The following is a 10030-nucleotide window of genomic DNA, read 5'->3' on the forward strand; positions in this document are numbered from 1 at the left end:
AACCATCAGGAGATTTTGCAATGAGCGACGTCGATTACACGAAGATGAACGGCCCCGAAATGCTGGCTGCCTGCCGCGACGATGCCAGCAAGTGGGCGGCTGCGTTCTGCCAACACGCCAAGAAGCTGGGCGACAAGGACATCGACGAAGAGTGGATGATCGGCTGGTTTGCTAATGCCATCGAGCATTCACACGACGTGCGTACCGGTGGCGGCCCTATCGTGCTGCCGGATGGCTCGGCGTTTTTTGTGGCAAGCGTGTAGCCATGAAGGCGCTCATGGATGAACTGGCCGCCATTCGCTTCTACTGGCAAGCGTTGGGCGCCATCTCTGGACGCTGCGGGCACGTAAGCAAGGGGCCGAACTGGTCGTTCTGGCCCGGCTTGCGGTCCATCGCGAAGTCCATGCAACGCCTACATCGCGGCGAGCTGAAGCCATGAAAGCACGTGACTCAGCCCCAGTAGGCGAAGCACCCGCCAACTCAGATCTAGTAGAGGGGATAGCGAGGGCGATTGCCATTCGTCTCGCCAAGCTAGATTGGGGTGAAGCGTACGAGGGCTTTGAAAGCAGCCATTGGCTGAAGGCTCAACCTCTGGCCCGAGCCGCCCTCTCCCACATCTCCTCCCTGGGAAGGGTGGTAGTGACGAGGAGTGTGCTGACGCCGCGCGACGCGATCACCTGTGAAGTACTGGAAGCGCTGAAGGACCTTCACGCCGACTGTGTCGAGTACTGCCGCATCAACCATCTGCACAACGACGATGGTGGACCCGGCACGAACCACGCGATGCGCCGCGCCGCTGAAGCCATCGCCAATGCAACACAGGCAGCCACCCCAGTAGGCGAAGCGAACACTCGCGACGAGAGGGCCGTGACTGATAACGGATGGCAGCCGATTGAAACGGCGCCGAGGGATCTTTCCGATGTGTTGGTGTACCGCCCCGGCGCCGTCGATCCCGTGATAGTCGCGCACCAGAACATCTACGGAGACTGGTGCTCGCACATGCCGGCAGATGAAGGTGGCTTCTACCTGTGGAAGGCGGCGATGGCGGGGCTGACCCACTGGATGCCATTGCCTGCCGCCCCCGAGGTGAAGCCATGAGTATCATCAAGTTCCCGGCAGCTACCCGGGGCATGGATGCGCCTCCTACGCATGAGAATGGGGCCAGCCATCGCGCACAGATGATTGCCTTGGCAGAGCAGGTGATGGCGGAGCGACGCAGAAAGCCATTGGGTCTGGAGAGCACCCGGGAGGAGTGGCTTGCCGACGCACTTCTCGCTGCCGAAGCGCGTCTTAAGGCGCAGGAAGGTGGCTGATGCCGGAGCGGAACAGGTGCGGAGTGAGCGCAGCGAACGAGCGAACACATGAGAAAACCTAGAAAAATGTGGCTCCCCCACCACACCTCTACTCTAGAGCAGAGAACCCCCTAATGCGCGGACGCCAATGGACACCGGAGGACGATGCAAGGCTCGCCAGATTGTCGACGGCTGGCATGACCGACGGCGAGATAGCCCAGATCATGCACCGCGACCGATCGTTCATCTGCCGCAAGCGCCAAGCCAAGGGGCTGGAGCGCGGCCTATCCCCAGCCATGCAGGCAATGATGGCGAGGGTGAACCTTCAGCGACGGATGGCGAGGGCCGCATGAAGACCTTCACCGCCGGCCGCTTCAGGGCCGAATGCTATCTCAGCGCTCAGAACGGCCAGATCACCGAGATTGTGGAACTGCACCGCAACGGCAGTGATGAAGTCGTGGGACGTCTCAACGTCAGCTTTGACGACCTGCCAGACCTGGAGCACGTGCTGAAGCGCGCTATTGCCGCCCAGAACGAAGCCGGTTAGCGCCCCGGCGCCACAATCACCACGGCGTCATTGTCACCAGACCAAACGTTCTCGAAAGCCTGCCGGTCGGCTTCCATAGCCAGACGCTGGCGCTCACAACTGGCGGATTGGCTCGCAAGGCAGGCTTTGTAAGCCTCTCGCGACTTGTCATAGGTGGCCCGAGCCTCGTTCCTCTTGGCCAATCCACAGCCGCTCAACGCGGCCAACAACACGATAGCAACGGCGGTCTTAATCATTCTCGTCCTTCCCGCCCCACGCGCGGACGATAACAGAAACCGCTTGCAATTTCTAATACACAGTCCGTAGTTGGAAAGGCTGAAGCTCCACAACCTAGAGCGTTCAGCCCATGGCCTCAGGCCACTCGAAAAGTAGAGCCAAATAGATGGCGGCCGGTCGAAAGACAGGGGGCCGCGTCAAAGGCGTGCCGAACAAGGCCACCGCCCAGCTCAAGGCTCTTGCCCAGAAGCACACCAGCGAGGCGCTGAAGACGCTCGCCAGCATCATGAAGGGCGGTGACAGCGACTCAGCGCGCGTCGCGGCAGCCAAGGAGCTTCTGGACCGCGGTTACGGCAAGCCAGCGCAGGCTATTGTTGGCGGCGACGAAGACAGCCAGCCGATCCGCATCGCCCGCATTGAGCTTATCGACCTGGGTGGCGCATGAGCGCCACAGCCCAGATCGCGCTCCCCCCGAAGCTCAAGAGCCTATTTGTCGGCCCGGCTGACGTGCGTGGTGCCCATGGCGGCCGTGGCTCGGCCAAAACCCGCAGCTTCGCCAAGATGGCCGCCGTTCGTGGCTACATGTTCGGAGAGAGCGGCGAGAGCGGCATCATGCTCTGCGCCCGCCAGTACATGAACTCGCTGGACGATTCCTCACTGGAGGAGGTCAAGCGGGCGATCGAGGAAGAGCCCTTCCTGTCGGCCTATTACGACGTGGGTGAGAAGTTCATCAAGAGCCGCGACGGCCGGATCGACTTCGCCTTTGCTGGCCTTGATCGCAGCATCGAGAGCGTCAAATCAAAGGGCCGGATTCTCAATTGTTGGGTGGACGAAGCCGAGCCAGTGACGGCTGAGGCCTGGTCGATCCTGATCCCGACGCTGCGTGAGGAAGGCGACGGCTGGAATGCCGAGCTGTGGGTGACGTGGAACCCCAAGCGCAAGAACGCGGCTGTTGAGAGCCGTTTCCGGCACGCCAACGATAACCTGATCCGCATTGTCGAGATGAACTGGCGGGACAATCCGCGCTTCCCGGCAACGCTGGAGCGTGCTCGTCAACGTGATCTCAGGGACCGCCCGGACCAGTACGACCACATTTGGGAAGGCGCCTACGTCTCGGTCATCGAGGGTGCGTACTACGCCAAATCGCTGACTCAGGCCCGCGCTGAGGGCCGCATTGGCAGGGTCGCAGCCGATCCGCTGATGACCATCCGCCTGTTCTGCGACATTGGCGGCACGGGCGCACGAGCGGACGCTTTCACGATCTGGGCGGCTCAATTCATCGGCCGCGAGATTCGCTGGCTGAACTACTACGAGGCCGTTGGCCAACCTTTATCGGCCCACCTCGAATGGTGCCGTTCGCAGGGCTACACGCCCGCCCGGGCTCAATTCTGGCTGCCCCACGACGGCGACAGCAACGACAAGGTCTATGACGTCAGCTACGCCTCAGCCCTGCGTGAAGCGGGCTACGAGGTGACTGTTGTCCCCAATCAGGGGAAGGGCGCTGCTGCGGCCCGCATCGAAGCCGGTCGACGCCTGTTCCCGTTCATGTGGTTCAACGAGGCCACGACCCAAGGCGGTCTGGATGCTCTCGGCTGGTATCACGAGAAGAAGGACGAGAAGCGAAACATCGGCCTCGGTCCCAATCACGACTGGGCATCGCACGGCGCCGACGGCTTCGGCGCGGGCTGCGTGGTCTACGAGGCCCCGACCGTCAAGACGGAGCAGCATCTCGATACCGGCGCTTCGTCGTGGATGGCCGCATGAAGACCTCTCGCCGCCGTCTGTTCGGTCTTCTCGCCGCCGCACCTCTCGTTGCGCACCTGCCGGCCGTTCCTGTTCCGGCGGTCGCCGCCACGCCAACGCCAGATATTGGATGGGCCATCGCGTCGACCGACTTGGAATTGAGCGTATCCGAGTGGACCTCGACGTTTATCCGACCGCAAATGCTCGTGCTCGCCCGCCAGATCGACACTGACGTGTGGTCTGCGCTCTATCCGAATGGGGCGCCCAATGGCTAAGCGCACCCGCAAGACCGTCTCTCAGCGCGGCGGCGAAACAGGCGCAGCCACCACGAGCAAAGGTGCTGTTCAGCGTCCGTCCACGCCCATGACGGATGACGAGAAGCGTGAGATCCACGCCGAGGCCATGCGCCGCGCCGAGGAAATCTGGGACGCCGAGCGCGAGAACATCCGACAGGGCCGTGACTGTCAGCGTTTCTATGCCGGTGGAGAAGGGCAGTGGGATGACAAGGCGCGCAAGAGCCGCGAGGCCGATGGCCGCCCCGTCCTGACGATCAACCTGCTGCCGCAGATCGTGCGCCAGATGACCGGCGACCTGCGCAAGAACCCGCCGAGCCTGAAGTTCCTGCCAGCCAAGGGCAAAGCCTCCAAGGAGACGGCTGAGGCCTATGGCGGCATCTCCCGCCACATCGAACAGCAGAGCAACGCCAAGGACTGCTACATCATCGCTACCGAGAACGCGGCGATTGCGAGTCAAGGCTTCTTCCGTGTCGTCACCCAGTACAGCTCGGATGATGGGTTCGACCTCGATATCCGCATCAAGCCCATTCGCGACCCGTTCGGCGCGGCTCTGGACCCCTATGCGACGCTGCCGGACAAATCCGACTCCCGATATGGCTTCGTGTTCGAGCGCCTGTCGGAAGAGGATTACGAAGCCGCATATCCCAACCACTCGGCCGAGAGTATCAGCCTGCCGGAAGGCGACCGCTTCCCGTGGCGTGTCGGCAAGTCCATCCGCATCGCGGAGTATTGGAAGCTCAAGACGGTCAAGAAGACGCTGATTCTGCTGGATGACGGCGCTGTCGTGGAAGACGAGGCGGCTATTCCGCCCGATCGCACCGAGGTCCGGCGTCGCGAGGTAGAGGCTAATCAGGCCTGCTACTACATGGTCAGCGGCGCCGATGTGCTGAGCGGCCCGCACGACTTCCCTTGCAGCATCATCCCCATCTGCATGGTGGTCGGCGAGGAGATCACGGCCGACGGCGGCACGATCCGGAAGGGCATGGTCCACGACGCCCGCGACCCGCAGCGCGTCTACAACTACTCGCGCACTGCCTCTGTTGAGGCCGTCGCCATGCAGCCCAAGGCACCGTACCTCGTGACCGCCGACATGATCGCGGGCTTCGAGGGCGTGTGGAAGACCGCGGGCAGCAAGAACCACGCTTATCTGCCCTACAAGCCCGACCAGAAGGCCGCGACGCTCAAGCCCGAGCGCGCCCAGCCCGCCATCGCCAGCACTGGCCTAGACACACAGGCCGCCATCGCTTCAGGCGACGTAGAAGCCACGACCGGCATCTACAAATCGATGCTCGGCGCCCCCAGCAACGAGACATCTGGCATCGCCATCGCCCAGCGCCAGCAGGAAGGCGACACGACCACATTCCTGTATCCCGACAACCTCGCCCGCGCGCTGTCGTGCCTTGGCCGCATCCTCGCCGACATGATTCCCCGCGTTTACGACCAGGAGCGCGAGGTTCGTATCCTCAAGGAAGACGGCAGCACGGAAATGCTGGCCGTGAACGTGCCGGGCGAAAAGCAGGAGATGGACAAGAGGGGCCAGCCGAAGCCGCTCTATGACCTCTCTGCCGGTGAATACGACGTAGTGGTCACGACCGGCCCCAGCTTCGCCAGCCGCCGGGCCGAATCCGCTGCTCACATGGTGGAGCTTGCCAAGGGCGTGCCGATGGTCGGGCAGGTAGCGCCTGACCTGATCGTAGAGAACATGGATTTTCCCGGCGCCGACCAGATCGCCAAGCGCATCAAGGCCGCCATTGGGATCGATGAAGACGGCGAGCCTATCGAGCAAGAGCAGAAGCAGGACCCGGCCGCTGCCGCCGGTGCGCTCAAGGATGCCGCCACGGCCGACAAGACGCGCGCCGAAACGGAAGGCATCGAGATCGACAACCGCATGAAGATTGTCGAGCTGGCTACGGGCATGCAGGCCTTTGGGCAGACACTGCAGGGCATTCAAGCGTTGTTGCAGCAGATCGCAGGCCAGCAGCCGGGAGCGCCCACAGGGCAGCCCCCAGCGTTGCCGCCGCCCGAGATGCCCATGCCTGGAATTGGCGCCGGCGCACCGAACGACATGTCCGCCATGGACGACCTGCCGATGGTTGAGGTCGAGGCTCTTGAGGGAGCGCCCGTATGAGCCGGTTTGTCGAAGTGAGCCGCGAACTCTTCAGCGCCTATCGCGCCGAGATGGAGAAGATCGGCCCTCGTCACCGCAACGTGTGCCGCTGGCTCTACGACTTGGGTTGGGGAATCGACGCCGCTGCTCTCGACACATACCTCGCGCCGGAGCGGCTTGGCTGCGTACCAATTGCCTCATCTGAGGAGACAATTCATTGAGTGACGTTGACACTTCTGTACAGTTGAACAATACTTCAACTGACCCGGTCGCCTCGGCTCAGCCGACGGACTCGCCAGCATCGACCACTGGCCCGGCAGACACCGCCGTAAGCGGGCGGCCCAATGGTGACGCTCCTCCTGAGGAGCAGAAGCCGACCCGGGACCGCCGCGCTGAGAAACGGATCGCCTCGCTAACGCGGAAGAATGAGGAGTTGCTGACGCGACTCGGCCGTCTTGAGGGCATCGTGGAAATCACCACGAAATCCCAACAGCAGCCGGAAGCCGACGCGAAGCCTCGCCGAGAACAGTATGCGTCGTGGGACGACTTCTCAGAGGCCCTGACGGACTGGAAGGTGGATCAGCGGCTGAAGGCCCGGGATACCGAGCAACAGCGGAAGAGCACCCAACAGGCGTCAGCCAGCAAAGCGAACGAGCGCAATCAGGCTCTCGCTGATCGGCTGGTGGCGGACGGGAAGGATATCGAGGACTTCGAGGAAGTGATGGAAATCATCACGGATGGCGAGTTCCCGGTCTCGGCGGCGATGCGCGACTACCTGGAGGAAGCGGAGAGACCCGCGCTTGTAGCGCAGTGGCTCGCCGACAACCCGGACCAGGCGCGCCGGATCTACGGCATGAACTCCGCGGCAGCGGTTCGTGAGCTGGACAAGGTGGCGAAGGATTTCGCGCCGAAGCCCGCTCGGGTCACCACTGCGCCGCCGCCGGGACCAACCGTCGGAGGCCGATCGGTAACGACGAAGTCGCCGGACGCTATGTCGATGGAAGAGTACGCCGCCGAATTCAAGCAACGGCAAGCTAAGTCTCGCTGATCGGCGCGGCGCCCGTCTTAGGGCTCCAAGCCAATGGCAACGAATACGCTACTTACGAACGACGTCATCCTCAAAGAGGGGATGATGCAGCTAGAGGACAATCTCGTCATCGCGAAGCTCTGCAATCGCGATTTCGAGCCCGAGTTCGGTAAGGCCGTGAAGAACGGCGATACCATCCGTATCGCCCGTCCGATCCACGGCCAAGTCCGCACCGGCGCCGTCATGCAGCCTCAGGACATCACCGAGGGCCGCGAGACGCTGACCATCGCCACTCAGTTGGGTGCGGACCTTGAGTTCACCTCCAAGGACCTGACCCTTTCTGTGGATCAGTTCTCCAAGCGCATCCTGAAGCCGCAGATGATCCGCCTCGCTACCGAAATCGACCTGATGGTCATGCGGGAGCTGTCGGACAACTGCCCGAACTGGGTCGGTACGCCGGGCCAGACGATCAACAGCTACGCCGACTTCGCCCTTGCGCCGCAGCGCCTGGACGAATTGTCGGTACCCTCCGGCCGAGTGGCGATCCTATCGCCGGCCGATCACTGGGGCCTTGTTCCGACGCTGGCGGGTACGTTCATTCAGGGCGTGAATCGCAGCGCCTTGGAGCGCGCCAAGCTGCCGATGATCGGCGACGTGGACATGTACATGTCGCAGAACGTCACTACCCATACGAACGGCACGTGGTCGGGCGCTTCTCCCATCGCGGAGATCGACAACGGCACGCTTTCGACGACCTACGCGGCGTCGAAGGACACGTGGACGATGACCATCCACATCGATGGCCTGACGGCGAACACTGGCACGGTGCTCAAGGGTGACGTGATCACCATTGAGAACGTCTACGCGGTCAACACGATCACCGGCGCCACCCTCCCGTGGCTCCGCGAGTTCGTGGTCAAGTCCAGCGTGACGGCTGATGGCACCGGCGACGCGGATGTCACGATCAGCCCGCCGATCATCACCAGCGGGCCGTACATGACCTGCAACGCGGCAGCGGTCGACGGCGCGAACATTACGCTCAAGGGTTCGGTCAACGTCGGATACCCCCAGAACCTCGTGTTCCATCCCGACGCGGTCACTCTGGCCATGCCGAACATGGAGAAGCCGAAGGGCGCGGCGTGGTGTGAACAGCAGTCCTACGAGGGGTTCAATCTGCGCCTCACGCAGGGCTACGACATGACCAACGACAAATCGCAGTGGCGTTTCGACTGCCTCGTTGGCGTCAAGGCCTACCAGCCGTGGCTTGCCACGCGCGTCAGCGGCTCAAACTAAAGGGAGCGCCAGATGACTCAGTACGTCAATCCCAAGTCGAGCGACGGCTACTCCCTCGGCCAGAGCACTGACGACAAGATCAGCCTCTATGGTGTGACCCCGGTTGTTCAACCGGCCCACACCGATCAGGGGGCTATCACGGCGGGCGCGACAACGACCGCCTGCAACAACCTAGTGATCCAGCTCCGTGCGGCGCTGGTCAGCCTTGGCGCCATCAAGGGCTCCAACTGATGCGTGTTGCGCCGGCGCGGACGGTCCGTATCGCCGTGCCGGCGTATGGCGACATTTGCGAGGACACCAAGCAGTCGATCATCGATGGCTGCTTGGCCCTCGTAGGTGCCGGAGTTGAGATCGAGGACGTGGATGTGCTGGCCGGGACGTACATCGACCGGGCGCGCTCCATTCTGGTCGCCAACTTCCTGAAGGGCGACGCCGACGATCTTGTGTTCATCGATGCTGACGTGGGGTTTGAGCCTGAAAGCCTTGTGCGGCTCGTCAACACCACATGGCCGATTGTTGGCGGCATCTATCCCAAGAAGACCGAACCGCCCGAGTGGCCGGTTGGGCTGCACCCCGGGGAAATCTGGGCGGACCGCGACGGACTCGTTGATGTCTGGATGGTCCCGACCGGATTCCTGCGCATCAACCGCGCGGTGTTCGGCCAGCTCGACGTGCCGACTTTTGCCGACCCGTCAGGCCAGATCGCGGCCTATTTCAAGACCGAGATTCGCGACGGCCGGTACTGGGGCGAAGACGTCGAGTTCTGCCGCCTCGCAAGAGAAGCCGGCATCCCGATCCGCGCCATTGCCGAGATGGATTTCCGCCACGTCGCACAGGATGGCCGCGTCTATTCCGGCAACTGGGGCCAGTGGCTCCGCGAACAGATGAAGGAAGCAGCATGAACCCGCAGACTGAGAAGAAGCGCGAGTGGCCGAAGCTTGCGCGCGGCCCACTGGGCAACACCGCCCGTTTCGATTGCCGCGGCGACGTTCCGCACGGCTGGACCGTGATCGGCGAGAAGGCTCCTGAGGTGAAAGCCGCCCCGGTTGTCGTTGAGGAGCCGAGCGCGGGCCTCAAGGCCGCTCGCGACGCCTACAAGCTCGAATTCGGCAAGAAGCCCCACCACAGTTGGACCGAGGCCCAGCTCCACGAAAAGCTGTCGGCCAAGCAGTGAACCGGCAGCACCTAGACGTGTTTGCCGGCGAGAACCGGACGCCGACGCTCTACGCGCGCGATCCGTCGAACAATGTCGCCTCGCTGGCCGGCAAGACTGTCTCTTGGCGTGTCGGCCGCAGCCCGCGCGACCTCGACTCGTCTTGGCCGATCTTCACCAAGACCGGAACCGTGGTCGACGCGGCGGCGGGCAGTTTCACCGTGCCGATCACCCCGGCAGATACCCAGTACCTCTATGGCGACTACGAGCACCAGGCAGTGACCACCGATGGGAGCGGCAACGCTCAGGTTGTCGTGGCCGGGATCTTCCGCGTTCGCCCGAGAATCGAGGCCTGA

General features: G+C 63.0%; 17 protein-coding genes. 16 read left to right on the forward strand and 1 reads right to left on the reverse strand.

Annotated features, from left to right (window positions below; translation table 11 throughout):
* Nucleotides 1-20: 20 nt before the first annotated feature.
* The 5 genes from EPO50_RS04945 to EPO50_RS04965 all read left to right on the forward strand — a co-directional run bounded on the left by EPO50_RS04945 (nucleotide 21) and on the right by EPO50_RS04965 (nucleotide 1839).
* On the forward strand, nucleotides 21-263 hold the full coding sequence (locus EPO50_RS04945; RefSeq protein WP_296341576.1) for a hypothetical protein: 243 nt from the start codon (nucleotides 21-23) through the stop codon (nucleotides 261-263).
* Nucleotides 264-265: 2 nt separating this feature from the next.
* Nucleotides 266-439, forward strand: a complete 174-nt coding sequence (locus tag EPO50_RS04950) for a hypothetical protein (RefSeq protein ID WP_296341577.1) — start codon at nucleotides 266-268, stop codon at nucleotides 437-439.
* A 212-nt stretch (nucleotides 440-651) separates the two neighbouring features.
* Nucleotides 652-1098, forward strand: coding sequence for a DUF551 domain-containing protein (locus tag EPO50_RS04955; RefSeq protein ID WP_296341579.1), 447 nt, complete (start codon nucleotides 652-654; stop codon nucleotides 1096-1098).
* On the forward strand, nucleotides 1095-1313 hold the full coding sequence (locus EPO50_RS04960; protein WP_296341581.1) for a hypothetical protein: 219 nt from the start codon (nucleotides 1095-1097) through the stop codon (nucleotides 1311-1313). The genes EPO50_RS04955 and EPO50_RS04960 overlap by 4 nt, the downstream gene beginning before the upstream one ends.
* A gap of 328 nt (nucleotides 1314-1641) precedes the next feature.
* Nucleotides 1642-1839: a hypothetical protein gene (locus EPO50_RS04965; RefSeq protein ID WP_296341583.1), complete on the forward strand. Its 198-nt coding sequence runs from the start codon at nucleotides 1642-1644 to the stop codon at nucleotides 1837-1839.
* Here the strand turns inward: EPO50_RS04965 and EPO50_RS04970 are convergent.
* Nucleotides 1836-2075 carry a hypothetical protein gene (locus tag EPO50_RS04970; protein ID WP_296341585.1) on the reverse strand — a complete coding sequence of 80 codons (240 nt, stop codon included), beginning with the start codon at nucleotides 2073-2075 and terminating at the stop codon, nucleotides 1836-1838. The two genes, EPO50_RS04965 and EPO50_RS04970, sit on opposite strands and share 4 nt — an antisense overlap.
* Before the next feature lie 146 nt (nucleotides 2076-2221).
* Here EPO50_RS04970 and EPO50_RS04975 point away from each other — a divergent pair, with 146 nt between their 5' ends.
* The 11 genes from EPO50_RS04975 to EPO50_RS05025 all read left to right on the forward strand — a co-directional run bounded on the left by EPO50_RS04975 (nucleotide 2222) and on the right by EPO50_RS05025 (nucleotide 10030).
* Nucleotides 2222-2500, forward strand: coding sequence for a hypothetical protein (locus EPO50_RS04975; protein WP_296341587.1), 279 nt, complete (start codon nucleotides 2222-2224; stop codon nucleotides 2498-2500).
* Nucleotides 2497-3819: a phage terminase large subunit gene (locus EPO50_RS04980; protein WP_296341589.1), complete on the forward strand. Its 1323-nt coding sequence runs from the start codon at nucleotides 2497-2499 to the stop codon at nucleotides 3817-3819. The genes EPO50_RS04975 and EPO50_RS04980 overlap by 4 nt, the downstream gene beginning before the upstream one ends.
* On the forward strand, nucleotides 3816-4073 hold the full coding sequence (locus EPO50_RS04985; RefSeq protein WP_296341591.1) for a hypothetical protein: 258 nt from the start codon (nucleotides 3816-3818) through the stop codon (nucleotides 4071-4073). Before EPO50_RS04980 ends, EPO50_RS04985 begins: the two co-directional genes overlap by 4 nt.
* Entirely contained in the window at nucleotides 4066-6222 is a 2157-nt protein-coding gene (locus EPO50_RS04990; protein ID WP_296341594.1) for a portal protein, read from the forward strand. Before EPO50_RS04985 ends, EPO50_RS04990 begins: the two co-directional genes overlap by 8 nt.
* Entirely contained in the window at nucleotides 6219-6422 is a 204-nt protein-coding gene (locus EPO50_RS04995; RefSeq protein WP_296341596.1) for a hypothetical protein, read from the forward strand. Before EPO50_RS04990 ends, EPO50_RS04995 begins: the two co-directional genes overlap by 4 nt.
* A gap of 212 nt (nucleotides 6423-6634) precedes the next feature.
* Nucleotides 6635-7249 carry a hypothetical protein gene (locus tag EPO50_RS05000; protein ID WP_296341597.1) on the forward strand — a complete coding sequence of 205 codons (615 nt, stop codon included), beginning with the start codon at nucleotides 6635-6637 and terminating at the stop codon, nucleotides 7247-7249.
* Between the two features lie 33 nt (nucleotides 7250-7282).
* Complete coding sequence (locus EPO50_RS05005; RefSeq protein ID WP_296341599.1) at nucleotides 7283-8521, forward strand: P22 phage major capsid protein family protein; 1239 nt, start codon at nucleotides 7283-7285, stop codon at nucleotides 8519-8521.
* Between the two features lie 12 nt (nucleotides 8522-8533).
* The gene (locus tag EPO50_RS05010) at nucleotides 8534-8752 is read left to right on the forward strand and encodes a hypothetical protein (RefSeq protein WP_296341600.1); all 219 of its coding nucleotides are present in this window, start codon (nucleotides 8534-8536) and stop codon (nucleotides 8750-8752) included.
* A 128-nt stretch (nucleotides 8753-8880) separates the two neighbouring features.
* Nucleotides 8881-9423 (forward strand): hypothetical protein, encoded by a 543-nt coding sequence (locus EPO50_RS05015; protein WP_296341602.1) that lies wholly within the window; start codon nucleotides 8881-8883, stop codon nucleotides 9421-9423.
* Nucleotides 9420-9695: a hypothetical protein gene (locus tag EPO50_RS05020; protein WP_296341604.1), complete on the forward strand. Its 276-nt coding sequence runs from the start codon at nucleotides 9420-9422 to the stop codon at nucleotides 9693-9695. The genes EPO50_RS05015 and EPO50_RS05020 overlap by 4 nt, the downstream gene beginning before the upstream one ends.
* On the forward strand, nucleotides 9692-10030 hold the full coding sequence (locus EPO50_RS05025; RefSeq protein WP_296341606.1) for a hypothetical protein: 339 nt from the start codon (nucleotides 9692-9694) through the stop codon (nucleotides 10028-10030). Before EPO50_RS05020 ends, EPO50_RS05025 begins: the two co-directional genes overlap by 4 nt.

Origin of the sequence: Reyranella sp. (assembly GCF_004297405.1) — a bacterium.
Lineage (GTDB): Bacteria > Pseudomonadota > Alphaproteobacteria > Reyranellales > Reyranellaceae > Reyranella.

Bases quoted from the DNA above. Each gene is read 5' to 3' on its own strand.
- EPO50_RS04985 (WP_296341591.1), top strand. From the start codon at position 3,816: ATGAAGACCTCTCGCCGCCGTCTGTTCGGTCTTCTCGCCGCCGCACCT.
- EPO50_RS04990 (WP_296341594.1), top strand. From the start codon at position 4,066: ATGGCTAAGCGCACCCGCAAGACCGTCTCTCAGCGCGGCGGCGAAACA.
- EPO50_RS04980 (WP_296341589.1), top strand. From the start codon at position 2,497: ATGAGCGCCACAGCCCAGATCGCGCTCCCCCCGAAGCTCAAGAGCCTA.
- EPO50_RS04975 (WP_296341587.1), top strand. From the start codon at position 2,222: ATGGCGGCCGGTCGAAAGACAGGGGGCCGCGTCAAAGGCGTGCCGAAC.
- EPO50_RS04945 (WP_296341576.1), top strand. From the start codon at position 21: ATGAGCGACGTCGATTACACGAAGATGAACGGCCCCGAAATGCTGGCT.
- EPO50_RS05010 (WP_296341600.1), top strand. From the start codon at position 8,534: ATGACTCAGTACGTCAATCCCAAGTCGAGCGACGGCTACTCCCTCGGC.
- EPO50_RS05020 (WP_296341604.1), top strand. From the start codon at position 9,420: ATGAACCCGCAGACTGAGAAGAAGCGCGAGTGGCCGAAGCTTGCGCGC.
- EPO50_RS04950 (WP_296341577.1), top strand. From the start codon at position 266: ATGAAGGCGCTCATGGATGAACTGGCCGCCATTCGCTTCTACTGGCAA.
- EPO50_RS04970 (WP_296341585.1), bottom strand. From the start codon at position 2,075: ATGATTAAGACCGCCGTTGCTATCGTGTTGTTGGCCGCGTTGAGCGGC.
- EPO50_RS05005 (WP_296341599.1), top strand. From the start codon at position 7,283: ATGGCAACGAATACGCTACTTACGAACGACGTCATCCTCAAAGAGGGG.
- EPO50_RS04960 (WP_296341581.1), top strand. From the start codon at position 1,095: ATGAGTATCATCAAGTTCCCGGCAGCTACCCGGGGCATGGATGCGCCT.
- EPO50_RS04965 (WP_296341583.1), top strand. From the start codon at position 1,642: ATGAAGACCTTCACCGCCGGCCGCTTCAGGGCCGAATGCTATCTCAGC.
- EPO50_RS04995 (WP_296341596.1), top strand. From the start codon at position 6,219: ATGAGCCGGTTTGTCGAAGTGAGCCGCGAACTCTTCAGCGCCTATCGC.